A 26,584-nucleotide genomic window follows, 5' to 3' on the forward strand; every position below is an offset into this window, starting at 1 on the left:
AGCTCAGGAGTGGCTCGAGTTCAGTAGTTCAGGAGTTCAGGAGTTGCAGGAGTTCAGGAGTTGCAGGAGTTCAGACATTTGCATTTGACTATCACCTCGCAGCCCATCTTCAATCCTTCATCCTTAATTCTTCACCCTTCATCCTTAATCTTTAATTCTTCACCCTTAATTCTCTTTCCCTCAGAAATATCCCTCTCGTTTCTTTTGCTCCATGCTAGAGTCCTGGTCGAAGTCAATCACCCTGGTGGTGCGTTCCGACTTGGTGGTGGTCATCATCTCCTCCACAATCTTCTCTATCGTGTCGGCTTCCGACTCCACTGCACCCGTCAGCGGCCAGCATCCAAGGGTGCGGAACCGTATCTTCTTCGTCTCTATCTTGTCGCGGTACTTCTCGGGCAGCCTGTCGTCGTCGGGCATGATGAGGTTGCCGTCAATCTCCACGCAGGGCCGTTCCTTGGCGAAATAGAGCGGCACTATTGGTATCTTCTCTATCCTGATGTACTGCCAGATGTCGAGCTCCGTCCAGTTTGACAGCGGGAACACGCGTATGTTCTCGCCCTTGCGCACCCTCGTGTTGTATATGTCCCACAGCTCCGGCCTCTGGTTCTTGGGGTCCCACTGGTGGAACTTGTTGCGGAACGAGAAGATGCGCTCCTTGGCCCTCGACTTCTCCTCGTCGCGCCGTGCGCCCCCGAAGGCCGCGTCAAACCTGTATTTATCGAGCGCGTTGAGCAGCGCCTGCGTCTTCATCAGGTCTGTGTGCACCTTGCTGCCGTGGGTGAACGGGCCCACGCCCTCGCGGAAAGCCTTCATGTTTGACTCCACGATGAGCTTCCAGCCGTGGGTTCGGGCATACTCGTCGCGGAACTCAATCATCTCCTTGAACTTCCATTTCGAGTCGATGTGCATCAGCGGGAAGGGCGGCTTGCCCGGATAGAAGGCCTTCTCGGCCAGGTGGGCCATTACCGACGAGTCCTTGCCTATGCTGTACAGCATGACAGGGTTTTCAAACTCGGCAGCCACCTCGCGTATGATGTATATCGATTCGGCCTCGAGCTGCTTCAGATGGCTCAAATTGTAATCTTCTGCCATATATGTTCAGTTTTGTTTGTTTATCCTTGGTAAAATGCTGTTTAGTATCTCATTCACGCTGTCGGCGAGCGGCATGGCCGACGTGTCTACCGTCATGGCCGGCGCCGCGGGCGCCTCGAAGGGTGCCGATATGCCGGTGAACTCGCGTATCTCGCCGCGGCGCGCCTTGGCGTACAGGCCCTTCACGTCGCGCTGCTCGCACACGCTGAGCGGCGTGTTGACGTATATTTCAAAGAAGTCGGCCTCGCCCACAATGCCGGCGGCCATGCGTCGCAGCTCCTCGCTGGGGCTTATGAATGCCGCTATGGTCACTATGCCTGTGTCTACGAACAGGCGCGCCACCTCGGCTATGCGCCTGATGTTCTCGCGCCTGTCGGCGGGCGAGAAGCCAAGGTTGTTGTTGATGCCCGAGCGGATGTTGTCGCCGTCGAGTATGCGGCACAGTATGCCGCGCCGTTGCAGTTCGCGCTCCAGGGCTATGGCCAGCGTACTCTTGCCCGAGCCGCTAAGCCCCGTCATCCATATCATGATGCCGCGTTGGCCCAGCAGGGCCTCCTTGTCGGCCCGGGTGAGCATCTTGTCGAATATGGGGTATATATGTTCCATGTAGCTATGGTTTTGTCAGGCTGCCGGCACAAACGGCCATATCATCGGGATGAGGCTTACAGACACCACCATCACTATGAAGTCCATGGGCAGGCCTATCTTTATGAAGTCGGTGAAACGGTAGTTGCCCGCTCCCTGCACTATCAGGTTGGTCTGGTAGCCTATGGGGGTGGCGAAGCCCGCCGAGGCCGCTATGCAGATGGCTATGAAGAAAGGCATGGGGTCGACGCCAAACTTGGCGGCCGTCTCCAGTGCCAGCGGGAATGCCAGGGCGGCCGCGGCGTTGTTGGTTATCAGCTCCGTGATCACGAGCGTTACGAAGTAGAGCATGGCCAGGGCGCCCCAGGCGCCCATCTGCCCGGCCACGCTCTTTATCGAGTTGGCTATCAGCGCGGCCAGGCCCGACTCTTCCATGGCCGCGCTTATGGCAAAGGCGCAGGCTATGGTTATCAGTATGTCCCAGCTGATGTACTTGGTGTATTTCTTCGGTGGGAACAGCTTGAGCCACGCCATCACCACGGCTGTCACCGAGGCAAAGAAGAACATGTCCATCTTCACCCCCGGGAAGCGCTCCTTGACGGCAGGCAGCTCGCCTATGGTGGCGCCGGCTATCATTATGATGAGCAGCGCAAGGGCCGTCCACTTCTTCCACACTGGCATGGGCCGCGTGGGTATCTCGCGCCCGTTGGTCATCATCAGGAACACCGAAGAGTCGCCCCAGGTGCGCGTAAATGCGTCGTCGGCCAGCAGCACGAGCGTGTCGCCCTGCTGCAGGCGCACCTCGCCCAGGTTGTCGGTTATCACCTGGCCGCCCTGCCTTATCTCTTTCACCTCGGCACCGTAGCGCCGCTTGAAGTCGAAGTTCTTCAGCTTGCGCTTCAGCCCGGGGAAGCGCGAGGCCAGCACCACCTCTACCACGTGCATGCCGGCGGCTTCCTGCGTGTCGGCCTCTTCGTCCTCAAACGTGTCGGGGCGCTCTTCGGGCAGCAGCCTCCCCGAGGTGAGCACGATGAAGGCCAGGCCCACCAGCGTGATGGGTATGCCTATGTATGCCAGGTCGAACATCTTGAGCCCCTCCATGCCGCGGTCTATCATCATGCCGTGTATCACAAGGTTGGTCGAGGTGCCTATGAGCGTGCACAGCCCGCCGAGTATAGTGGCATACGACAGCGGTATGAGGAACTTGGTGCAGGGCAGGCCAACGCGCTTGGCCCAGTTTTTCAGTATCGGGGCGAATATCACCACCACCGGCGTGTTGTTGAGGAAGGCCGAGAAACCACTCACTATCGGCAGTATGCGCAGCTGCGCCCGCGTCACCGTGGCCCCCTGTCCGGGCAGCAGTTTCTTTACCACCGTGGTCAGGGCGCCGCTCTGCCTGATGCCCTCGCTCACGAGGAAGAGCAGCCCCACGGTTATCATGCCCCTGTTGCTGAAGCCGGCCACCATCTGCTTGGGCGTTATTATGCCCGTGGCCATGAACACCACCACCACGCTGAGCAGCACTATGCCCGGGCGCATCTTGTCGCGGATGAGGGCCATCAGCATGGCCGCCAGGCACAGGATTACGAAGATTATCTCAAAGTTCATGGGCGTAGGGTGTTGTTGCGTGGCCGTCTTTGCGGCGCACTATGAACCAAGGGTTGTGCAGGTCGGGCTTGTTGTAGGCCAGCGGTGTGCCGTCGTCGGCCCTCACCACCTCGCATCCGGCGGCTGTGGCTATGGCGTGGCCGGCGGCCGTGTCCCATTCCATGGTGGGCGCAAAGCGCGGGTAGACGTCGGCAAGGCCCTCGGCCACCATGCACATCTTCAGCGAGCTGCCCCTCGACATCATGGCCATGGCCGGGTGTGATGTGCGCAAGGCGTCGATGAAGGCGCGCGTCTCGTCGCTCAGGTGGGAGCGCGATGCCACCACGGTGAACGGCCGTTGCTGCCCTGCCACGGGCAGCGGTGCCGACGCCGCGGCCAGTTCGCCGATGTCGGCAAAGCGCCTGTCGGAGCCCACTTTCGATGCCTTGCCTGCCCCGCGCCCGCGCAGTCCCCAATACAGTTCGCGCGTGGCGGGCACGTAGATGGCCCCGGCCACGGGCGTGCCCCCTTCGGCCAGTGCTATGTTCACGGTGAAGTCGCCGTTTTTCTTGATGAATTCCTTGGTGCCGTCGAGCGGGTCGACAATCCACATGCGCTCCCAGTGGCGCCGCTCGCCGTAGGGCGCGTGGGCGCTTTCCTCGCTCAGAATGCTTATGCCTGTGGGCTGCAGCGCAGCCGCTATGGCGGCGTCGGCCCTCCGGTCGGCCTTGGTCAGCGGCGAGTTGTCGGCCTTCAGCTCTATGCCGAAGTCCTGGGCCGGGTCGTCGTATACGTTCATTATCTCGCCGCCGGCGCCGATGGCGGCGTTGACGGCTGTCGTAAGCAGTGTTTCAATCGTATCCATAATCATGGTCATTCGGGGGATTCCCCACGGGTATCCCTATGGTTAGGCTTGCAAAGGTAACATCTATTTCTCGCCTTACGCCATTTGCGGGCCGTCTTTTATTTGTAATTAACATATTATAAAGCGATGGCGGAATATTTTAACCCCGGCAGCCTGCCGGGCCGCCGGCGCCACGGTGGCCTGTCGGGTGGTGGGCGCAAGCAGGCCGTTTTGTGTGTGGCCTTGAGTGCGGCATGGCCGTGTAAGCCACTCAGGCTGCGCTTTTCAGCTACAGTGCTGCCACTCGGTGAGGTATGGCCGGTGAAGCAGACCGTTTGGTGAAAGAGAAATGCAGATGTGAAGGAAATCCGGCCATGGTGGGCATAGGCCGTATTTGCCTTGCGAATGGCTTGTGTCGCAATGCCAAACAGCACGTTTCGCACGGCCGTTCGCCCCGTTTTCCGCGGGCGCCCCTCGGGCGCTGGGCCGCCGTTGGCGCTGGGCTGCCCGGCGCCGTGAAAAAATGTCTGCCACAGCAGTTGCCCGTCCGGATTAATTTTGCTACCTTTGCATGGCAGCGCCGTGCCCGGCCGCCGCTGGGGCAGGCGGGTGCCGGTTGGCGGCTTGGGGCTCCGCGCCCCGGGTTCGGGCCGTCGGGGCAGGCCGGCGCAGGCTCAACATACATATTCAGACTATGGCAATCTTCACAAGGCATTTGGCGGCAAGGGCCGTGGCCGTGGTGTTTGCGGCATGGCAGGCCCTTGCGAGCAGCGGCGCGGCGTGGGAGGCGCGCGTGGTCGACGCCGCCACCGGCAAGCCGTTGCCGTCGGCCAGCGTCAAGACGGCGGCCGGCCGCAAGACCATAACTAACTCCGAGGGGTGGTTTGAGGTGGAGTGCGCCCCGGCCGAGAGCGTCACCGTGTCGTTCGTTGGCTACAGGCCGGTGACGGTGGCTGCCTCGCCTGCCGCCTCGCGGGTGGCCTTGCAGCCCATGGCCGTGAGCCTGGAGGAGGTGGTGGTGATGCCCGTCGACAATGTGGTGAAGGGCGTCATTGCCGAGGCCCGGCGCCAGATGAAGAGGCAGAGGCGGCGCAAGACCACGTTTTTCTACCGCCAGATATCGTTTGCCGACGGCGAGTGCATCGAGGTGCTCGAGGCTTTCTTCAAGGCCAAGCCGGTGGTGGCCGTCAGCGACATGGCGCTGATGTACGGGCGCTACGCGGCGGTCGGGGCCGACAGCACGGCGGCCCCGTCGTTTTTCGGCAATTTCTTCACATACTCGCAGATGGAGCTCGTGGGCGGCGAGCGGCCCCTGGACACGCAAGACGTGATGCCGCTCGTAGACAATTACGCCACCTATTACGATGTGGGCCTGCGCGTGATAACCGACGGCAGGCGCCGGCTCATGGTGCTGCGGTTCAGGCCCAGGGCCGGGGTGGGGCGCCCCATACTCGATTGCGAGCTCTACGTAGACATGCGCAGCATGCACATACTGCGCTGCGTGGGCAAGGGTGTCAACATGCGCGTGCTCAACATGTTCAACAAGGTGAATGTGGTGTCAGAGGTAGACGACATGTCTTTCGACATCAACATGGCCGACGAGGGCGGCTATTCCGAGGTGGAGTCGATGTCGGTGAGCGTTTCCTTCGCCTGCGGGGGCACGCGCAGCCACATCCGCTCGCTCATGTTCAACGTGGGCAAGGGCAAGAGGCTGAGGCAGGGGCGCTATATGCTGTTCTTCGACAACCTGCAGCGCAAGATAGACCGGCAGGGGTATGACGCAGGCTTCTGGCGCGACAACGAGGTGGTGAAGCGCACGCCGCTGGAAGAAAAGGCCGTGCGGATGTTTGAGCGCCGCAATCTTTTCGGGCAGTTCTGACGCCACGCCACATGTGCTGAGGGCCATGCGGTGCAGGCCATGCGGCCAAACGGCTTTTCCTGTAGGCCCGTATTGCGTTTCGCCATGTTGGTTTCGGGCCCCGAGGTAGGCTGCCATGCCATGCCGCGCCTGCATCTGGGCGTGGCTTGCGGCTGGTCGCCGGTTTGTTGTGGCGGCCATCCCGGCGTGGTCTTTGAATGGCGTTTCGGGCGTGCCCTCATCGGTCATGGCCGCCAGCTGCTCATCTGCTGCCGGCCTCCAACCGCGCCTGATGGCACATCCTTGGCTGGTTTCGCGGGCGCTGCTTTGCATGTGGTGCTATTATGGGGGCGCCGTTGTTAAAAAACTCAAATTGTTAGGCTGTTACACCATTTATCTGTAATTTTGCAACTCATATTAAGAACATCAAAAAATTAATAAATAGCAGACAGATGAATATTTCATTCGAGAACCCCGACAAAATCAACGGCCAGCTCACGCTGACCATTGAGAAGGAGGATTATGAGAAAGATGTAGAGAAGCAGCTTAAGGATTACCGCAAGAAAGCCAACATGCCGGGCTTCCGCCCGGGCATGGTGCCCATGGGGCTCATCAAGCGCCAGTATGGCGAGGCCGTGAAGGTGGACGTCATCAACAAGCTCATAGGCGAGAAGCTCTATGGCTACGTCCGCGACAACAAGATACAGATGCTCGGCGAGCCGCTGCCCAACGAGGAGAAGCAGAAGCCCGTTGACTTCAAGGCCGACGGCCCGTTTGAGTTTGTGTTCGACATTGCCGTGGCCCCGGAGTTCAAGGCCGAGCTTGGCCAGGGCGACACTGTTGACTACTACGACATCGAGGTGGACGACGAGCTCGTGAACCGCCAGGTTGACATGTTCGCCTCGCGCGCAGGCCACTACGACAAGGTGGAAGACTACGACCCCGCTAAGAACGACATGCTGAAGGGCGACCTGCGCGAGCTCGGCCCCGACGGCAACGCCAAGGAAGACGGCGTAGTGGTTGAGGGAGCCGTGCTCATGCCCGAATATATTAAGGTGGAAGAGCAGAAAAACCTGTTCGACGGCGCCAAGCTGGGCAGCGTCATCACGTTCAACCCGAAGAAGGCTTACCCGGAGAACGACGCCGAGATAACGTCGCTGCTCAAGATAGACAAGGAGAAGGCAGCCACGATGGAGTCTGACTTCACCTACCTCGTGACGGAAATATCGCGCTTCGTCAAGGCCGAGGTCAACCAGGAGCTGTTTGACAACGTGTTCGGCAAGGACGAGGTGAAGAGCGAGGAGGAGTTCCGCCAGAAGATAAGCGAGGGCATCAAGGCCCAGCTGGCCACCGACTCCGACTATAAGTTCCTGCTCGACGTGCGCAAGTACATGGAAGACAAGGTGGGCGAGCTCCAGTTCCCCGACGCCATGCTCAAGCGCGTGATGCTCAAGAACAACGAAGACCGCGGCCAGAAGTTCGTCGACGACAACTACGCCGCAAGCATCGTCGAGCTGAAGTGGCACCTGATAAAGGAGCAGCTGGTTGCCGACAACGGCATCAAGGTAGACGACAACGACGTGAAGAACGTGGCAAAGGAAACCGCACGCATACAGTTTGCACAGTATGGCATGGCCAACGTGCCCGACGAATACATCGAGAAGTATGCCAGCGACATGCTCAAGGAGCGCAAGAACGTGGACAGCCTTGTAGACCGCGCCGTAGACGTGAAGCTCATCGAGGCACTCAAGGGCAAGGTGAAACTGAATAAGAAATCCATCTCGCTCGACGACTTCAACAAGATGATGCAGGAAAAATAAGGGGTTTTAAGAAAAAAAAGCCCCACAGAAAGAAGGTTATCGACTTTTTTTATTAACTTTGTTCCACGGAACAAGTAAATAAGGTCGGCAGCCTTCTTTTTTAGTGCCTTATTCCGATAACATTAAAAACAACATTTAAAGATAAATATGAACGACTTCAGAAAATATGCCACACGGCATTTGGGAATCAACGGGCAGGTGCTCGACGGCGTGATAAGCGCCCAGTCGCAGTATCTCAACCCCTACATTCTCGAGGAGCGCCAGCTTAACGTGACGCAGATGGACGTGTTCTCGCGCCTGATGATGGACCGCATCATCTTCCTCGGCACGCCCATCGACGACTATACGGCCAACACCCTGCAGGCCCAGCTGCTCTACCTCGACTCCGTTGACCCGGGCAAAGACATATCGATATACATCAACTCGCCCGGCGGCAGCGTCACCGCAGGGCTCGGCATCTACGACACCATGCAGTTCATCTCGAGCGACGTGGCCACAATATGCACCGGCATGGCCGCCTCGATGGCCGCCGTGCTGCTCGTGGCCGGCGCCGAGGGCAAGCGCTCGGCCCTCACCCACAGCCGCGTGATGATTCACCAGCCGCTGGGCGGAGTGCAGGGCCAGGCCTCAGACATCGAGATAGAGGCAAAGGAGATAATGAAGTTCAAGAAAGAGCTATACACCATCATATCCGAGCATTCGCACACCCCGTATGACAAAGTGTGGAACGACTCCGACCGCAACTACTGGATGACGGCCGACGAGGCCCGCGAGTACGGGATGATAGACACGGTGCTGACAAAAAAGAAGTAAGCGGTGGCAATGAAGAAAGTGTGCAGCTTCTGCGGAAGGAGCGACAAGGACGTGAGGCTCCTGATAACGGGGCTTACAGGTTACATCTGTGAGGATTGCGCCACGCAGGCATACCATATAGTGCAGTCGGCGGGCCTCGGCGAGCCGGAAGCCAAGAAGAGCGACAGGTTCCAGATAAAGAAAGTGCCGAAGCCAACCGAAATCAAGGCCTACCTCGACGAATACATCATAGGGCAGGACGAGGCCAAGCGCAACCTCTCGGTGGCCGTATACAACCACTACAAGCGCTTGCAGCAGCCCGACGACCCCTCGGGCGTGGAGATAGAGAAGAGCAATATCATCATGGTGGGCAGCACCGGCACTGGCAAGACACTGCTGGCGCGCACCATAGCCAAGCTGCTCGACGTGCCGTTCACCATCGTAGACGCCACGGTGTTCACCGAGGCGGGATACGTGGGCGAAGACGTGGAGAGCATACTCTCGCGGCTGCTCCAGGTGGCCGACTACGATGTGCCCGCCGCCGAGCGCGGCATAGTCTTCATTGACGAGATAGACAAGATAGCCCGCAAGAGCGACAACCCGTCGATAACGCGCGACGTCAGCGGCGAGGGCGTGCAGCAGAGCCTCTTGAAGCTGCTCGAGGGAACCGTCGTCAACGTGCCCCCCAAGGGCGGGCGCAAGCACCCCGACCAAGACTACACCCAGGTGGACACGCGCAACATACTGTTCATCTGCGGCGGGGCCTTCGACGGCATAGAGCGCAAGATAGCCCAAAGGCTCAACACCCACACCGTGGGCTACAACTCGGTGCAGAACGTGAGGAAAATAGACAAGGAAGACCTCATGCAGTACATCCTGCCGCAAGACCTCAAGGCCTTTGGCCTCATACCCGAGATAATAGGCCGCCTGCCGGTGCTCACCTACCTCAAGCCGCTCGACCGCGACGCCCTTGCCCGCATCCTTACCGAGCCCAAGAACTCGATAGTGAAGCAATACGCCAAGCTGTTTGCCATGGACGGCATAGAGCTGACGTTCAGCGACGAGGCCCTGAACCTCATCGTCGACAAGGCCGTAGAGTACAAGCTCGGCGCCCGCGGGCTCCGCTCCATCGTTGAAAGCATAATGATGGACGCCATGTTCGAGGTGCCGTCCACCGACGCAAAGACCTTTGAGGTCACTCTCGATTATGCCCGGCAGCAGCTGGATAAGTCACATTTGCAGAAGCTCGCTTCCTGAGATGTGCCCCGGCCGGCCTTCAGGCCTGCAACATACGAATAACCCTGGCGGCCGGGATGACGCGGCTGCCCCAACCAAACCACGATATGACAGACAAGGTTAATCTTACAGAAGCGCTTAAGAAATATTTCGGTTTCGACAAGTTCAAGGGCGACCAGGAAGCCATCATACGCAACGTGCTCGACGGGCACGACACATTCGTGCTCATGCCCACGGGCGGTGGCAAGTCGCTGTGCTACCAACTGCCGTCGCTGCTCATGGATGGCACGGCCATAGTCATCTCCCCCCTCATAGCGCTGATGAAGAACCAGGTTGACGTGATCAGCAACCTCAGCGAGGTGCAGGGGGTGGCCCACTACCTCAACTCGTCGCAGAACAAGGCCGCCACCGACCAGGTGAAGGCCGACATCCGCGCCGGGCGCACCAAGCTACTGTATGTCGCCCCGGAGTCGCTGACCAAAGAAGACAACGTGGAGTTCCTCAAGACGGTCAAAATATCGTTCTATGCCATCGACGAGGCGCATTGCATATCGGAGTGGGGGCATGATTTCAGGCCGGAGTATCGACGCATACGCCCGATAATCAACGAGATCGGGCAGGCACCGGTGATCGCGCTGACGGCCACGGCCACCGACAAGGTGCGCACAGACATAAAGAAGAGCCTCGGCATCGTCGACGCCAAAGAGTTCAAGAGCTCTTTCAACAGGCCCAACCTGTATTACGAGGTGCGCCCCAAGACGAAAGACGTAGACAAGGACATCATAAAGTTCATAAAGCAGCACCCGGGCAAGAGCGGCATCATATACTGCCTCTCGCGCAAGAAGGTGGAAGAGCTGGCCGCCATACTGCGCGCCAACGACATAAAGGCTGCCGCATACCATGCCGGGCTCGACTCCGCCACGCGCTCAAAGACGCAAGACGGCTTCCTCATGGAGAAGATCGACGTCATCGTGGCCACAATAGCCTTCGGCATGGGCATAGACAAGCCCGACGTGCGCTTCGTGATACACTACGACATACCCAAGAGCCTCGAGGGGTATTACCAGGAGACGGGCCGGGCCGGGCGCGACGGGGGCGAGGGCCTCTGCGTGGCATTCTACTCGCACAAGGACCTGCAGAAACTCGACAAGTTCATGGAAGGCAAGCCCGTGGCAGAGCAGGACATCGGCCGGCAACTGCTGCAGGAGACGGCGGCATACGCCGAGACTTCCGTATGCAGGCGCAAGATGCTGCTGCATTATTTCGGCGAGAATTACACTCGCGACAATTGCGGCAATTGCGACAATTGCCTGCATCCCAAGCGGAAGATTGAGGCCGGGGCGCAATTGCTCACAGCACTCAAGGCCATTGCGGCAATAAAGGAGAACTTCCGCTCAGACTATGTGATAGACTTCATCATGGGGCGCGAGACCGACGAAATAGTGGCGCACAAGCACCACGAGCTCGAGGCCTTCGGCTCGGGTGAGGACGACAACGAGAAGATATGGAACCCGCTCATACGCCAGGCGCTCATAGCGGGATACCTGAAGAAAGACGTTGAGAACTACGGGCTGCTGAAGATTACGCCCGAAGGAAAGAAATTCATAAAAAAACCTGAATCATTCATGATTGTAGAAGACAACGAATTCAACGAGGACGACGAAGCCTCACTGGACGGCGCTGCCGGCGGCACGAGCGCGTTGGACCCGACATTGAGCGCAATGCTCAAAGACTTGCGCAAGAAGGTGTCAAAGAAAATGGGCCGCCCGCCGTACGTCATATTCCAAGACGTGTCGATAGACCAGATGGCCACCGACTACCCTGTCACCCTCGAGGAGCTCAAGAACATACAGGGAGTGGGCGAGGGCAAGGTGAAGCAGCCATACGCCAAGGAGTTTGTAGACCTCATCAAGCGATACTGCGACGAGAACGACATCGTGCGCCAGGCCGACCTGCGCGTGCGCACGGTGGCCAAGAAGTCGATGCTCAAGGTGAGCATCATCCAGAGCATCGACCGCCAGATTGCGCTCGACGACATCGCCAACGCCAAGGGCATCGACTTCGACGAGATGCTCGACGAGGTTGAGGCCATCGTTTACTCGGGAACGAAGATAAACATCGACTATTTCCTTGACGAGGTGATGGACGAAGACCATGTGGACGACATCTACGAGTATTTCAAGGAGTCGGAGACCGACGACCTCGAGACGGCCATACGCGAGCTGGGCGAAGACTACTCGGAAGACGAGATACGCCTGGTGCGCATCAAGTTCATATCCGACATGGCCAACTGACGAGCCCCCGGGCCGCCCGGCCGCAACACGCCGGGGCAGGGCATGCCCAACGTATGCCTTGCCCCGGCGCTTTTTGTCTGTTGCCCCGGGCCGTGCCCCGGCTCACCCCTCGCCGTGCGGCAGCCTTGGCGGTTGCGTATACCGCTCCTTGTCGGCCTCGGTAATCGCCCTGATCACCCGGCAGGGGTTGCCGGCTGCCAGCACATTGGCCGGGATGCTCCTCGTTACCACGCTGCCCGCGCCAATCACCGTGTTGTCGCCTATGGTCACGCCGGGCAGCACGCACACCTGTGCCCCTATCCACACGTTGTTGCCCACGGTTATGGGGTAGGCATACTCCAGTCCGCTGTTGCGCCGCTGGCTGTCGAGCGGGTGGCCGGCGGTGTAGAACCCGCATCCGGGGGCAACAAACACGTTGTCGCCGAATGTCACCTTGGCCCCGTCGAGTATCACGCAGTTCATGTTCATGAAGAAATTGTCGCCAATGCTTATGTTGTAGCCATAGTCGCAGAAGAATGGCGAGAGAATGGTCAGCGCCTTGCCAGCCCTGCCCAGCAGCCGGCGCAGCAGGGCCTCGCGTTCGGCCGCCATCGACGGGCGCATCTGGTTCAGCTCGTGGGTCATGTCGGCACACTCGGCCCTTTCGCGCAGCAGCTGCCCGTCGTAGTTAGCGTCGTATAGCAGTCCTTCGCTTGCTTTTTCCTTTTCGCTTTTCATGTTGTCTAGTTTTGTCGTTACAATTGCTTGTGCCTGCACTGCCCTTGACGGCAACGCCGGGCCACTGTGGTGGGTCGATGCCCGGTAGCGGCCGCCGTTGCTGTGTGGCGTAGCCCGGGGGCGCGGCCATGCAGTCGCGGCCCGCTGGCGCGAGGGCAGCGGGATAGGCCGCCAGGCATCTGCAAAGATAGTTTTTTTATTTCATTCGGCCAATCGCAGTTGGCTGTTTTCATTTTTTTGTAACTTGTTAGGAGTACAGGAGTTGGTTTTTTAGGAGTTCAGGAGTTCAGGAGTTCAGGAGTACAGGAGTTCAGACAATAGTTTTTGTGGATAAGGGAGGTAGAGGGAGGTAGAGGGAGTTACAAGGAGTTACAAGGAGTTAGAGGACAATGGCATTGACTATCTTCATGCACCACTTTCACAATGCTCCCATAGAGTCCATGTTTTCATAACTATTGTCTGTACTCCCGTCTCCCGTCTCCAGCCTCCCCTTGGCAGCACAGCTCCGCAAACCGCAGACATTCGCACGGCAGCCAAATCGTTGCCTCTGTTTCTGAAATACCCCGCTAAAGGTTTATTCCTCAATCGGGTGTGCTAGACTGATGAAAAACTAAAATAATTTCATGCCGCGGCAGGGCCTCGGCAGACAAGCCGTCATAGCCGTAGGATGGCTTGCCTGCCATGCCTGCCGTCGCGTGCCGTGCCGACGGCAGGCCCGCTATGCCTGCCCACCGGCGCCGGGCGGCCGTGGTGGCAATGCGCCGGTGGGGGCGGTGCCACTGGCGGCTCGGCATCAGGTCGTGCTGCCGTCCTTTGTGGCTCATCTACAGTCGGTTACTCCGGCGCATGGCGACTGTGCTCCCCGCTCATCCTCCGTGTGCCCGGTTGCCGTGAAACCCGCCGGCAGGCTCAATGTGTGGTGATATAGAACAGTGTTTTGCCGTGGCTCCTGCATCCGATTTTGCCGTGCGTGCTGCTAAACAGATGCCGGCGGCAGTAGCAATGGCTGTTGTTGCATCCATAGGAGAAACCGCGCGGGTTTGTAAAAAAAACTCCGGCAGGTGGGGCGATGGCCTCCGGCCGGAATGCCGTCGGGTGGACTGACGCCTTGACGCGGCTCGCCCCCGCCCAGGCTCCTGCTGGCGGGCATGCCCATTCGTCGGCAGCCGGTGGCGCGGCGTGGCATGGCATGACACTGCAGTGCGCTTTATGCCATTTGCAATCTATCACTACACGGGGGTTAGTGCCAACTGCAATGTATATATAAAATATACATTGCAGTTGGCACTATACACCCACATGTCGTCGTGCTTTTTTCCTTTGCAGTTGGCACTAAGCCCGGCAAGCGCCATCCGCAGTGCCAATTGCAGTGCCGTGGGCCGCTGTTGGGCGTGGCTTCGGGCCGTGGGCCGCCGTCGGTGCCGCCCGTTGGCCGTGGCCCTCGGCGGGCCAGGCTCTGTCCTGTCTTGGGCCATTGTTGGCGTGAGGGCGAAGAAACCATCCCGCGGGCTTGTTTTTTCCTTCCCCCTGTTGTACCTTTGTGGCCGTTGGGTGGCGTGCCGCTGCGGCCGGCAGTGGCCGGGCGGCTCGCCGCAAAGGATAAGTAGGTGCTCAAAATTAATTGCCATCAAATTGTGCGCTATTTCGGAGATGCATGGTAAAGTCCGAAGAGAGAGCGTAGCGGGCTACGCGACCGATGAGACTTTGGCATGCGGCCCGAAAGAGCACACAAGATGGTGGCAAAGATATAGAGGACACCTGCAAGGTCAATTGTATCGGTTAATTTTGAACAGTTACTTAATCATCAAAGCGTGGATATATGGCAAGCAGCATTGAGTTTGTGGATTTTGTGTGCAGGCAGATATCGCCTGCCGGCGACGTCAGTTGGCGGAAGATGTTCGGCGACTACGTGGTTTACCTCGACGGCAAGCCCGTCTTCACGGTGTGCGACGACACCTGTTACGCCAAAGACCTCCCGGCCGTGGCCCGGCTCTTGCCCGACGCCGAGCGCGGCTGCCCCTACGACGGGGCCCGCGAGCACATCATCGTCGACGTGGGGCACGGCGAGCTTGCCGTGCGGGTGGCCAGGGCGCTGTGGGAGGCGCTGCCCTTCCCGAAGAAGCGAAGCCGCAAGGGCTGAGCCGGGCGCCCCGTCATGCGGCCGCCGGGGCCGTATCGGCAGGCCAGACGGCCCGTATGGCATGGCCAGACGGCCCATCGGGGCTTAAGCCTTGGCGCGGCGTGGCAGAGGGACGCTGGGCGGTCGGCATGGCCGGTGGCAGCCCGGCCGCGTGGTTTTGCCGCCGTCGCGTCGGCCGAAGCGAGATTTGGGCTAAATCGTGTTAACGGCCGAAGAAAATGGCGCGGCCATAACGGCTAACTGAAAAAAAAGTGCTAAATTTGCACGCAATAATTTTATACAGTATCAAATATGTCATCATTTATTGCAGATAAAATCGTGATGGACGGCTTGACTTTTGACGACGTCCTCTTAATCCCGGCTTATTCAGACGTGCTGCCCAAGACAGTGGAGTTGAAAACAAGGTTCTCGCGCAACATCGAGCTTAACGTGCCATTCGTGACAGCGGCCATGGACACCGTCACCGAGTCGCAGATGGCCATAGCCATAGCTCGTGAGGGCGGCATCGGCGTCATCCACAAGAACATGACCATCGAGGAGCAGGCCCGCCAAGTGGCAATCGTGAAGCGTGCAGAGAACGGAATGATATACGACCCCGTGACCATACGCCGCGGCTCCACCGTCAAGGACGCTCTCGACATGATGGCAGAATACCATATCGGCGGCATACCCGTGGTAGACGAAGACAACCACCTGGTGGGCATCGTCACCAACCGCGACCTGCGCTTTGAGCGCCACCTGGACAAGAAGGTGGACGACGTGATGTCGAAAGACAACCTCGTGACCACGCACATGCAGACCGACCTGGCCGCCGCAGCCCAGATACTGCAGGAGAACAAGATAGAGAAGCTGCCGGTGGTAGACAAAGACAACCACCTTGTGGGCCTGATAACCTACAAGGACATAACCAAGGCCAAGGACAAGCCCATGGCATGCAAAGACGAGAAGGGCCGCCTGCGCGTGGCCGCCGGCGTGGGCGTCACCGTCGACACGCTCGACCGCATGCAGGCCCTTGTCGACGCCGGGGCCGACGCCATAGTGATAGACACGGCCCACGGCCATTCAAAATATGTGTTAGAGAAGCTCGTGGAGGCCAAGAAGTCGTTCCCGCAGGTAGACATCGTGGTGGGCAACGTGGCCACGGGCGAGGCCGCACGGCTGCTCGTGGACAATGGTGCCGACGCCGTGAAGGTGGGCATCGGGCCGGGCTCTATATGCACCACGCGCGTGGTGGCAGGCGTGGGCGTGCCGCAGCTGTCGGCAGTCTACGATGTGTACAGCGCCCTTAAGGGCACGGGCGTGCCCCTCATAGCCGACGGCGGTCTGCGCTATTCGGGCGACATCGTCAAGGCCCTGGCCGCCGGCGGAAGCTCGGTGATGATAGGGTCGCTCGTGGCCGGCACCGAAGAGAGCCCCGGCGAGACCATCATCTTCAACGGGCGCAAGTTCAAGAGCTACCGCGGCATGGGCTCGCTCGAGGCCATGGAGCAGAAGAACGGCTCGAAAGACCGCTACTTCCAGAGCGACACGAAAGACGTGAAGAAGCTCGTGCCCGAGGGCATCGCCGGCCGCGTGCCTTACAAGGGCACCGTGCAGGAGGTGATCTACCAGCTCGTGGGCGGGCTGCGCTCGGGCATGGGCTATTGCGGGGCTGCCGACATAGAGCGCCTGCACCAGGCCAAGTTCACCCGGATAACCAACGCCGGCGTGCTTGAGAGCCATCCCCACGACATCGCCATCACGAGCGAGGCGCCAAACTATTCGAGACCTAACGATTGACCAAAGCGATGAAGATAGGAGCAATGATTGCCGCCCTGCTCATGGCAGCCGGGGCGGCAACCGCCCAGGACGACCCCACGGTGATGACCATCAACGGCCAGCCCGTGGCCCGTTCGGAGTTTGAGTATTCATACAACAAGAACAACGCCGAGGGCGTGATCGACAAGAAGACGGTGGACGAGTATGTCGACCTGTTCATAAACTACAAGCTCAAGGTGGCTGCGGCCCTCGACGCCAGGCTCGACACCATGGCCTCGTTCAAGACCGAGTTCGCGCAGTACCGCGACCAGCAGATAAGGCCAACGTTTGTGGGCGACGCCGACATCGAGGCCGAGGCGCGCAGGGTGTACGACAACACCAAGAGGGCCATAGGCCCGCGGGGGCTGGTGCGCCCGGCGCACATATTCCTATACGTGGGCCAGAAGGCCACCGACGCCGAGCGGCAGAAGGTGAAGGAGCGCATCGACTCCATATACGCGGCCCTCAAGGGCGGCGCCGACTTCGCCGAGACGGCCAAGAGCCTGTCGCAAGACCCGGGCTCGGCCGCCAACGGCGGACTGCTGCCGTGGATTGGGCCGAGCCAGACGCTGAAGGAGTTTGAAGACAAGGCCTACGCCCTGAAGGACGGCGAGATGAGCGAGCCGTTCCTCTCGCCCGCCGGCTACCACATCATACTCATGAAGGGCCACAAGCAGCTCGAGCCCTACGACTCGCTGCGTGGCAACATAATGAAGTTCATAGAGCAGCGCAACATACGCGAGCACCTGGCGCTGGCGCGCATAGACACCATCGTGGCACGCTCAGCAGGCACGCTGACGCGCGAGCAGGTGATAGAGCGCAGGGCCGACTCGCTGATGGCGGCCGACCCGGCCCTGAAGAACCTGATACGCGAATACCACGACGGACTGCTGCTCTACGAGATCAGCAACCGCATGGTGTGGAACAAGGCCGCCACCGACACGCTCGGGCTGGAGGCATTCTTCAAGAAAAACAAGAAGAAGTACGCATGGAGCCAACCGCGATACAAGGGCATGGCATACCACGTGAAGGACAAGGCCGACGTAGAGGCCGTGAGGGACTGCGTGAGGAAACTGCCGTTTGGCGAGTGGGCCGAGGCCCTGCGCACAACGTTCAACAACGACTCGGTGCTGCGCATCCGCGTGGAGAAGGGCGTGTTCAAGGAAGGAGACAACGCACTCATCGACCGCGAGGTGTTCAAGAAAGACGTAAAGGTGGCGCCCACCAAAGACTTCCCCATCGACGCCGTCTACGGCAAGCTGCTCAAGAAAGGGCCTGAGGAATATACCGACGTGCGCGGCCTGGTGACCGCCGACTACCAAGACTTGCTTGAGAAGAACTGGGTGGCCGAGCTGCGCAAGAAGTACAAGGTGGAGGTAAACAAAGACGTATTGAAAACAGTAAACAATCATAAATAGCAGATGAAACTAAAAGGCAATCTCTGTTTCGCCACGCTGCTGGCCTGTGCCTCGATGGCCGGCGTAGACTCTGCAGCCCAGACCGCGGCCGACTCTTCCGCACACAATGTGGTGGACGAGGTGATATGGGTGGTGGGCGACGAGCCCATACTGAAGTCGGAAGTGGAGGCGATGCGCATGCAGGCCGCACAGGAAGGTACCAGGTGGAACGGCGACCCCGACTGCGTGATACCCGAGCAACTGGCCGTGCAGAAGCTGTTTCTGCACCAGGCTGCCATCGACAGCGTCGAGGTGACCGAGGCCGACGTGCAGGGGCAGGTGGACAACTATGTGGAATACTGGATTCAGCAGGCCGGCTCGAGAGAGAAGCTTGAGGAATACAAGAAGCAGAGCATCAGCCAGATACGCAACGAGCTGCACGACATCGTACACGACCAGATGACCACGCAGAAGATGCGCGAGAAGCTGGTGGAGAACATCAAGGTGACACCCGGCGAGGTGAGGCGCTATTTCAAGGACATGCCACAAGACAGCATACCATTTGTGCCTACCGAGGTGGAGGTGCAAATAATCACACAGACGCCACGCATCGAGCAGGAAGAGATAAACAGGGTGAAAGACGAGCTGCGCTCGTTTACCGACAGGATAAACAAGGGCGAGACGTCGTTCTCTACCCTGGCCCGGCTCTACTCGGAAGACCCGGGGTCGGCACGCTCGGGCGGAGAGATAGACTACGCGGGCCGCACCACCTTCGACCCGGCATTCGCCAACGTGGCCTTCAACCTGACCGACCCCAAGAAGGTGTCGAAGATCGTTGAGTCGGAGTTTGGCTTCCACATCATACAGCTCATCGACAAGCGCGGCGACAAGATCAAGGTGCGCCACATACTGCTCAAGCCGCGCATCTCGGACAAGGCCGTCAGCAGCTCGCTGGCACGCCTCGACTCTATACGCACGGACATAACCAAGGGCTTGTTCACCTTCGAAGAGGGCGCCACCGTCATCTCCGACGACAAGGACACGCGCAACAACCACGGGCTGATGTCTAACATAATGGGCTCGGCGCGCACCTCGAAATTCAGGATGCAAGACCTGCCGCCCGAGGTGGCAAAGGTTGTAGACACCATGAAGGTGGGCGAGATATCTGCACCTTTCAGCATGATAAACGACAGGGGAAAGACGGTTTGCGCCATCGTGAAGCTGAAAAACCGCGTCGACGGCCACAAGGCCACCATCACCGAAGACTTCCAGGTGATGAAGGACCTTGTGCTTGGCAAGCGCCGCGAGGAGAAGCTGCACGAGTGGGTGGTAGACAAGATAAAGACAACCTACGTGCGCATCAACGACCGCTACAAGGACTGCAAGTTTGAATATCAAGGCTGGATAAAATGACCAGGAAACCAATCCCTGCCAAACTTTTCAGCGGGCATAGAACCACCATTGCCTTGGTTCTATGCCTGTTTGGGCTATGTGTGGCCCGGTCGATGCTGCCCGTGAAGCAGCGCGCGGCCAGGGGCGCCGCCGACGACAACCGCGTTTACCTCATCCATGCCGACGTGCTGCACTACGACCGCTACAAAAACCCCGACGCCCAGATACTGAACGGCCATGTGGCCTTCCGCCACCAGGGCGCCACGCTATATTGCGACAGCGCGCATTTCTATGAGATGTCCAACTCGTTCGAGGCTTTCGGCCACGTGAAGATGTACCAGGGCGACACCTTGTCGCTGTTCAGCGACTACGCCTTCTACGACGGCAACGAGCAGATGGCCATGGCGCGATACAACGTCGTGCTCAAGCACCGCAAGTCGACGCTGTACACCGACAGCCTGAACTTCGACCGGCTGTACAATGTGGGCTACTTCTTCGAGGGCGGAAAGCTCGTTGACAAGGACAGCGAGCTGACCTCCGACTGGGGCGAATACTACACCGAGACAAAGCAGGCGGTGTTCAACTACGACGTGCAGCTGCGCAACAAGAAGTTTTTCCTGACCAGCGACACGCTTTACTACGACACGGGCACGTCGGTGGCGCATGCCGTAGGCCCGTCGAACATCACATCGGGCGCAAGCCACATATATACCGAAGACGGATATTACAACACCAACCTCGACAGGGCCAGGCTATTCGGACGCTCGGTGATGAGCGACAAGGGCAAGTGGATGACCGGCGACAGCGTATACTACGACAGCAAGCAGGGCACGAGCGAGGCTTTCGACAATGTGGTCTACGTTGACTCGCTGAACAAGAACATGATGACCTGCGACTATTATTGGTATAACGAGAACACCGGCTACGGCATGGCCACCAAGCGCGCCGTGGCCATAGACTACTCGCAGAAAGACTCGCTATACATGCATGCCGACACGTTCAAGATATATACGTTCAACATAGACACCGACTCGGCATACCGCAAGATACACGCATACAACAAGGTGAGGGCCTACCGCATAGACGTGCAGGCCGTGTGCGACTCGCTGGTGTACAACAGCAAGGACTCGTGCCTTACGATGTACCGCGACCCCATAGTGTGGAACCAGAGCCAGCAGCTGCTTGGCGAGGTGATAAAGGTCTACATGAAAGACTCTACCATCAACCGCGCCCATGTCATAGGCCAGGCGCTCTCGGTTGAGCAGCTGCCCGACTCGACCAACTACAACCAGGTGTCGTCCGACGAGATGTTCGCCTTCTTCCGCAACGGAGAGATATATGAGGCCGACGCCAACGACAATGTGCTCATCGTCTATTACCCCGTCGACGACAGCGACAGCTCGCTCATAGGGCTTAACTATACCGAGACCACCCAGCTGAAGGTGTTTCTCGAAAACCGGAAGATGAAGAAGGTGTGGATGCCGAAGGCCGAAGGCACCCTTTACCCCATGTCGCAGATACCCCCGGCCAAGCGTTTCCTGCCGAGCTACGCATGGTTTGACTACGTGCGCCCGCTCAACAAGGACGACATATTCAACTGGCGGGGCAAGAAGGCGGGCACCGAGCTCAAGGTGGTGGCCCGCAAGGAGGCCCCGCTGCAGCACCTGTCGGGCAAGCCGTCGGCGTCAGACTCGATACCTGTCGACAGGCCTAAGTCGCCCCTGGCGGCGCCGCCGGTGCCGCGCCGCTCCGGTGCCGACACGCTGAAGGCGCCAGCCTTGCCGGCCGACTCCGCAGGCTTGGCAGCCCCGGCCGACTCTGCGGCCGCCGCCGTGGCTCCCGCGGCCGTGACGCAACCGGCCCAGGCCGAAGCCGCAGGGGCCGATGGCGGAGAGGGCAACCGCGAGGGCGACAAGGCCGGCGTGACTGCCGCCCCGGCGGCAGCCACCCGCCCGGAAGACGGCGCCGGGGCCGGGGAGGGCGGGGCATGAGCCTGTTTTCCAGGCGCAAGCCCCGCGGCTTCAACCATAGGTACATATATTATGATGAGCGACGCGAGCGGTTGAGGGCCATCGAGGAGCGTGCCCGGCGCGAGCTTGGCATCGAGGCGCCCGAGGAGTTCAGGCCGGAGCATTTGCGGGGGGTGTTCTCGGGCAGCACGCGCCACCTGCGCAGGGCCCGCGAGCGCGAGGCCTCCGGCCGCCCCAGGCTGCATGTGGCAGTGCTTGTGTTCCTGCTCATCGTGCTGCTGGCCTTGGTGCGCTACATTCTCTGACGGGCGGCCGTGGCGGGCGGCGCGGCCCGTGTGCCGCCGCCGCGATGCGGCAGCCCCATGCCCCCGCAGGCATGCTTTGATTATTGCCCGTGGCCCCGTTTGCGGCCACCCCGAGGCCGGGGCCGCGCGGGCGGGCGTTTGCTAACTGAAATACCAACGATCAATGAGTGACATCATACAATTGCTGCCCGACTCCGTGGCAAACCAGATAGCCGCCGGCGAGGTGATACAGCGCCCGGCTTCGGTGATAAAAGAATTGGTTGAGAACGCCGTCGATGCCGGCGCCACCGCCATCAACGTGCTTGTGGTCGACGCCGGGCGCACGTCGATACAGGTAATCGACAACGGCACGGGCATGTCGGAGACCGACGCGCGCCTGGCGTTCGAGCGCCACGCCACGTCGAAGATACGCAAGGCCGACGACTTGTTCGCCCTGCACACCATGGGGTTCAGGGGCGAGGCGCTCGCGTCGATAGCCGCCGTGGCGCAGGTGGAGCTCAAGACCCGGCTCGAGGGGCGCGACATAGGCACCCACCTGTCTATCTCCGGCTCGCGTGTGGTGGGCCAGGAGCCGGTGGCTTGCCCCGTAGGGTGCAACTTCATGGTCGAGAACCTGTTCTTCAACGTGCCGGCGAGGCGCAAGTTCCTCAAGACCAATGCCACCGAACTAAACAACATCGTGGCGGCTTATGAGCGCATAGTGCTCGTCTATCCCGCCATCAGCTTCACGCTGCACAGCAATGGGGCGGAAATGATGAACCTGCGCGCGGGCAGCCTCAGGCAGCGCATAACCGACGTGTTCGGCCGCCGCATAAGCCAAGACCTGCTGCCGGTGGAGGTCGACACGGCCCTGTGCCGCATACGCGGCTATGTGGGCAAGCCGGAGTCGGCGCGAAAGAAGGGCGTGCATGAGTATTTCTTCGTCAACGGACGGTATATGAAGCACCCATACTTCCACAAGGCTGTGATGAACGCTTTCGACCGTCTGGTGCCCGTGGGCATGCAGGTGCCTTATTTCATATACATCGAAGTGGACCCGGCAAACATCGATGTGAACATACACCCGACAAAGACCGAGATTAAGTTTGAGAACGAACAGGCTGTGTGGCAGATCATCACGGCTGCGGTGAAAGACTCCATAGGGCGCTTCTGCGAGGTGCCCACCATAGATTTCGACACCGAGGGATGCCCCGACATACCTGTGTTCGACCCGGGCAACGGGGCCGCGCAGCCGTCGGTCGACTTCAACCCGGCGTACAACCCCTTCAAGACCGACCACCAGGCAAGGCCAAAGATGCCCGGCAGTTGGGAGGAGATGTACTCGGGGGTGAAGGCCGACGTGCCTTCCGAGCCCGACAGCCTGTTCGGCGATGAGGAGATGGCCGAAGAGCCGGCTGATGCCGCGGGCGCCCCTGCCGGAGAGGCTCCGGCCGCCGACGACAAGTCGCCGGTGCATTACCAATACAAGGGCAGGTATATCATGACCGCCGTGAAGTCGGGGCTGATGATAATAGACCAGCACCGGGCCGACCTGCGCATACGCTACGAGCGCTACCTGGCTCAGTTTGGCGGGCGGGCGGCCGGCACACAGCGCGTGCTCTTCCCCGAGGTGGTGCAGTTTGCGCCGTCAGACGCCGTGGTGCTCGACAAGGTGATGCCCGAGCTCGAGGCCATAGGCTTCGAACTGACCGCCCTCGGCCAGAACAGCTATGCCGTCAACGGGGTGCCTGCCGGCTTTGACGGCATCGACTGCGTGGCGCTGCTACGCACCATGGTGGCCGATGCACTGGAGTGCAGCTCGGGCTCTGTCGACGAGCTGAACAAGTCGCTCGCCATGAGCATGGCGCGGGCTGCGGCCATACCCGAGGGTCAGGTGCTCGACAACATGGCCATGGAGAGCCTTGTCAACGAGCTGTTTGCCTGTTCCAACGTGAACTACACACCCGACGGCAAGGCCATCATCTGCATACTGCCGCAGCGCGAGATCGAGCAGCTGCTCGGCTGACGGCGCCGCAGGCGCAAGGGGCTTGGCGGGATAGACGGCAGAGACGGCGTGGGGCAACAGTCTGTGGCCCCGCGCCGTCTGTGGTTTGTTTGTGCGCCGTTCACGCATCATGCATGGCCGGATTGGGGCGTGGGAGCCGGCCGTGGGCAGAGGGCCGTGCCACCTGTGGCGCCCGCGGGGCCACATGCCGCCTGCCGTTTTGGTGCATGCGCTTCTCCCCTTTAAGTAGGTGTTCAAAATTAATTGCCATCAAATTTTGCGCTATTTCGGAGGCACATGCCAAAGTCCGAAGAGGGAGCGTAGCGGGCTACGCGACCGATGAGACTTTGGTATGCGTCCCGAAAGAGCACACAAGATGGTGGCAAAGATATAGATGCCACCTGCAAGTTCTATTGTATCGGTTAATTTTGAACAGCTACTTATTATTAATAATGTGCAAGGGGTTGCGGCTTTAGCTGCCGGGACGTGGTTTTGTATGATTTGTTTCTTGGTGGCGGGCGGTGCCGGCCGCCCGTGGTTATTAATTGTAGCCGTAGACTGATTAAACGTGATTTTACGATGATTATTGCGCAATAATATTGGACATTTAGTAATATTTCACCCAAAAATTGTTTTTTAAGGCATGTTTTGTTTGGCTGAATGAAAAGAAATGTTTACTTTTGCACATACTACTAAGTGTGATATATTGTTTAAGTATAATTAGTATAGGTATGAAAAAGTTATTAATTATGCTGGCTTTTGCCAGCGTCTCTGTAGCCGGAATGGCTCAGGACAACGAATCAGCTGTACCTGAAATGAAGTACAGCGTTGCCACGAACTCCTTCTGGAGCAACTGGTTTGTACAGGCAAACATTTCCGGAGGCGTTTTCTATAGCAACGAAGAGATGGGCTACGGCTTGTCTAAGAGCCCGTTCAAGGGATTCCGCAACAATCTCGGATTCTCTGTTGCAATAGGTAAGTGGTTTACTCCGGGCATCGGATTGCGCACGAAGTTCAACGGCGTATGGGGCCGCACTGTTGCCAGCGACGATAAAGACCTGAACGCAAGCAAGTATTGGGTGCTCAACGAGCAGGTGCTCTTCAACCTGAGCAACATGATTTGCGGTTACAACGAGACCCGTGTGTGGAACTTCATCCCCTATCTGGGTGCAGGTTACGGCCGTAACATGACCTACAACCGTTACGGAATGGACCTCAACCTCGGTATCCTCAACACCTTCCGCCTGAGCCGCAAGGTGGCCATCAACCTCGACTTGTCGTGGGCTTGGTTCGAGCCCGACTTCGACGGCATCACCGAAGACGGCCCGACAGCTACAGGATGGCCCAAGACCCGCGACAACATGCTGAACGTGGAAGTGGGTCTCACCTACAACCTTGGCAAGGCTAAGTGGAACAAGACTCCCGACGTGGAGGCTCTCAAGGCTCTCTCGCAGGGTCAGATCGACGCCCTCAACGCTCAGCTGGCCGACGCTCAGTCTGAGAACGCCAAGCTGAAGGACATGCTGGCCAACCAGAAGCCCGCTGAGACAAAGGTGGTGAAGGAAGTGGTTGCAGCTCCCGTATCTGTGTTCTTCAACATCGGCAAGTCTAAGATTGCCTCTAAGAAGGATCTCCAGAACGTCAAGGACCTCGTTGAGGTTGCCAAGGCCAACAACTCTAAGATTGTGGTTACCGGATATGCTGACAGCAAGACCGGAAGCGCAAGCTGGAACCAGAAGCTCAGCCAGAAGCGTGCTGAGGCTGTTGCCAACGAGCTTGTTAACATGGGCGTAAGCCGCGACAACATCGAGGTTGTTGCTGCCGGTGGCGTCAACACGCTGTCTCCGGTTTCTTACAACCGTCGCGCAACTGTTGCAATAAAGTAATTACAAGGAAATTTTATTTAACGGGCCGGCGGGGCATCATGCCCCGCCGGCCCTCTTATTTGCTTTTGCCATCGGCTCTCTTGGGGCAACCGATAAACATTGGGGCTTTTAGGAGTTGTTTTTTAGGAGTTGTTTTTTTAGGAGTTCTGGAGTACAGGAGTACAGGAGTTCAGACAATAGTTTAGTATATATTTTGGGGTTAAGATAATAGTTATGGAAACATGGGAGTTCTGGGAGCATGTGGAAAGTGTTGCAGGAAGAGATAGTCAATGCCATTGTCCTCTAACTCCTTGTAACTCCTTGTAACTCCTTCTACCTCCCTCTAACTCCATTATACACAAAAACTATTGTCTGTACTCCTGTACTCCTGTACTCCTGAACTCCTAAAAAACAACTCCTAAAAAGCCACTGGATTTATCTGGTGAGCCCTCTTTTATGCTTTCGATGGCCCTGCTTTGCTCGAGGCGCCCTTGTTTTTTAGCTCGAATCACCCCGCCGTTTTTGCTGTTGATGGCTTTCTGGCTGTGGCGTCATCGGTGTTTGACAGCCAGTTTCACGTTGCCCTTTGCGGGGGCTTTGGCGTTGTAGAGATGGCGGCGAAGGGCCTGGATGATGAAAAAAAATGACGGCAAGATTGAAAAAAGCGCCTCAAAATTTGGCCATGACAAAAAATGTTTGTATCTTTGCAACCGCTTAAGACAAGCAACTCGGGCGCTTAGCTCAGCTGGTTTAGAGCATCTGCCTTACAAGCAGAGGGTCGGGGGTTCGAATCCCTCAGCGCCCACACGAGTGAGAGACATCAGCACGGCTGGTGTCTCTTTTGCTTTTACGGCCTTTCGGGCGGTTGCCGGAAGCGTGGCGGCCGGTGGGTCTCGCTTGCATGAAAAC

18 protein-coding genes, 1 tRNA gene and 1 pseudogene are annotated in these 26,584 nt (G+C 58.9%); 14 read left to right on the forward strand and 6 right to left on the reverse strand.

Features of this window, described 5'->3' with window-relative positions; genetic code table 11:
- Nucleotides 1-180: 180 nt before the first annotated feature.
- From cysD to cysQ, 4 genes are read right to left on the reverse strand one after another with little or no spacing between them, the layout of a single operon-like run.
- Entirely contained in the window at nucleotides 181-1,092 is a 912-nt protein-coding gene (gene cysD, locus M3089_RS14445; protein ID WP_205107445.1) for a sulfate adenylyltransferase subunit CysD, read from the reverse strand.
- Nucleotides 1,093-1,098: 6 nt separating this feature from the next.
- A complete protein-coding gene (gene cysC, locus M3089_RS14450) occupies nucleotides 1,099-1,698 on the reverse strand; it encodes an adenylyl-sulfate kinase (RefSeq protein WP_249084868.1) in 600 nt (199 codons plus the stop codon).
- 15 nt (nucleotides 1,699-1,713) lie between these two features.
- The gene (locus tag M3089_RS14455) at nucleotides 1,714-3,285 is read right to left on the reverse strand and encodes an SLC13 family permease (protein ID WP_249084870.1); all 1,572 of its coding nucleotides are present in this window, start codon (nucleotides 3,283-3,285) and stop codon (nucleotides 1,714-1,716) included.
- Nucleotides 3,275-4,129 carry a 3'(2'),5'-bisphosphate nucleotidase CysQ gene (gene cysQ, locus M3089_RS14460; RefSeq protein WP_394802298.1) on the reverse strand — a complete coding sequence of 285 codons (855 nt, stop codon included), beginning with the start codon at nucleotides 4,127-4,129 and terminating at the stop codon, nucleotides 3,275-3,277. The genes M3089_RS14455 and cysQ overlap by 11 nt, the downstream gene beginning before the upstream one ends.
- Before the next feature lie 673 nt (nucleotides 4,130-4,802).
- On the opposite strand from cysQ, the gene M3089_RS14465 reads away from it, so the two are divergent.
- From M3089_RS14465 to recQ, 5 genes are all read left to right on the forward strand, one after another.
- Nucleotides 4,803-5,987 carry a carboxypeptidase-like regulatory domain-containing protein gene (locus M3089_RS14465; RefSeq protein WP_249084874.1) on the forward strand — a complete coding sequence of 395 codons (1,185 nt, stop codon included), beginning with the start codon at nucleotides 4,803-4,805 and terminating at the stop codon, nucleotides 5,985-5,987.
- 431 nt (nucleotides 5,988-6,418) lie between these two features.
- Complete coding sequence (gene tig / locus M3089_RS14470; RefSeq protein WP_249084876.1) at nucleotides 6,419-7,786, forward strand: trigger factor; 1,368 nt, start codon at nucleotides 6,419-6,421, stop codon at nucleotides 7,784-7,786.
- A gap of 147 nt (nucleotides 7,787-7,933) precedes the next feature.
- Nucleotides 7,934-8,599, forward strand: coding sequence for an ATP-dependent Clp endopeptidase proteolytic subunit ClpP (clpP, locus tag M3089_RS14475; RefSeq protein ID WP_205107428.1), 666 nt, complete (start codon nucleotides 7,934-7,936; stop codon nucleotides 8,597-8,599).
- Between the two features lie 9 nt (nucleotides 8,600-8,608).
- Complete coding sequence (clpX, locus tag M3089_RS14480) at nucleotides 8,609-9,835, forward strand: ATP-dependent Clp protease ATP-binding subunit ClpX (protein WP_205107426.1); 1,227 nt, start codon at nucleotides 8,609-8,611, stop codon at nucleotides 9,833-9,835.
- A gap of 86 nt (nucleotides 9,836-9,921) precedes the next feature.
- Complete coding sequence (gene recQ / locus M3089_RS14485; RefSeq protein ID WP_249084878.1) at nucleotides 9,922-12,108, forward strand: DNA helicase RecQ; 2,187 nt, start codon at nucleotides 9,922-9,924, stop codon at nucleotides 12,106-12,108.
- A 102-nt stretch (nucleotides 12,109-12,210) separates the two neighbouring features.
- Here the strand turns inward: recQ and M3089_RS14490 are convergent, their stop codons facing one another.
- Together M3089_RS14490 and M3089_RS14495 are read right to left on the reverse strand one after the other, a co-directional pair.
- Nucleotides 12,211-12,825, reverse strand: coding sequence for a sugar O-acetyltransferase (locus M3089_RS14490; RefSeq protein ID WP_249084881.1), 615 nt, complete (start codon nucleotides 12,823-12,825; stop codon nucleotides 12,211-12,213).
- 581 nt (nucleotides 12,826-13,406) lie between these two features.
- The gene (locus tag M3089_RS14495) at nucleotides 13,407-13,649 is read right to left on the reverse strand and encodes a hypothetical protein (RefSeq protein ID WP_249084882.1); all 243 of its coding nucleotides are present in this window, start codon (nucleotides 13,647-13,649) and stop codon (nucleotides 13,407-13,409) included.
- Between the two features lie 995 nt (nucleotides 13,650-14,644).
- On the opposite strand from M3089_RS14495, the gene M3089_RS14500 reads away from it, so the two are divergent.
- The 9 genes and pseudogenes from M3089_RS14500 to M3089_RS14540 all read left to right on the forward strand — a co-directional run bounded on the left by M3089_RS14500 (nucleotide 14,645) and on the right by M3089_RS14540 (nucleotide 26,480).
- Entirely contained in the window at nucleotides 14,645-14,965 is a 321-nt protein-coding gene (locus M3089_RS14500; protein ID WP_249084884.1) for a TfoX/Sxy family protein, read from the forward strand.
- A 291-nt stretch (nucleotides 14,966-15,256) separates the two neighbouring features.
- Entirely contained in the window at nucleotides 15,257-16,744 is a 1,488-nt protein-coding gene (gene guaB, locus M3089_RS14505; protein WP_249084886.1) for an IMP dehydrogenase, read from the forward strand.
- Between the two features lie 8 nt (nucleotides 16,745-16,752).
- Entirely contained in the window at nucleotides 16,753-18,180 is a 1,428-nt protein-coding gene (locus tag M3089_RS14510) for a peptidylprolyl isomerase (protein WP_249084887.1), read from the forward strand.
- Between the two features lie 3 nt (nucleotides 18,181-18,183).
- Nucleotides 18,184-19,572 (forward strand): peptidylprolyl isomerase, encoded by a 1,389-nt coding sequence (locus tag M3089_RS14515; protein WP_394802299.1) that lies wholly within the window; start codon nucleotides 18,184-18,186, stop codon nucleotides 19,570-19,572.
- Nucleotides 19,569-21,221, forward strand: a pseudogene (locus M3089_RS14520) (OstA-like protein); the annotation flags it as partial. The gene M3089_RS14515 and the pseudogene M3089_RS14520, both read left to right, overlap by 4 nt.
- A 317-nt stretch (nucleotides 21,222-21,538) precedes the next feature.
- Nucleotides 21,539-21,826: a hypothetical protein gene (locus M3089_RS14525; protein WP_249084889.1), complete on the forward strand. Its 288-nt coding sequence runs from the start codon at nucleotides 21,539-21,541 to the stop codon at nucleotides 21,824-21,826.
- Nucleotides 21,827-21,989: 163 nt separating this feature from the next.
- Nucleotides 21,990-23,831 carry a DNA mismatch repair endonuclease MutL gene (gene mutL, locus M3089_RS14530; protein WP_249084891.1) on the forward strand — a complete coding sequence of 614 codons (1,842 nt, stop codon included), beginning with the start codon at nucleotides 21,990-21,992 and terminating at the stop codon, nucleotides 23,829-23,831.
- A 710-nt stretch (nucleotides 23,832-24,541) separates the two neighbouring features.
- Complete coding sequence (locus M3089_RS14535; RefSeq protein ID WP_249084894.1) at nucleotides 24,542-25,696, forward strand: OmpA family protein; 1,155 nt, start codon at nucleotides 24,542-24,544, stop codon at nucleotides 25,694-25,696.
- Nucleotides 25,697-26,405: 709 nt separating this feature from the next.
- Nucleotides 26,406-26,480: transfer RNA gene (locus M3089_RS14540), tRNA-Val, on the forward strand.
- Nucleotides 26,481-26,584: the final 104 nt, after the last annotated feature.

Source organism: Marseilla massiliensis (assembly GCF_023336985.1).
In the GTDB taxonomy this organism is placed as follows: domain Bacteria; phylum Bacteroidota; class Bacteroidia; order Bacteroidales; family Bacteroidaceae; genus Prevotella; species Prevotella intestinigallinarum.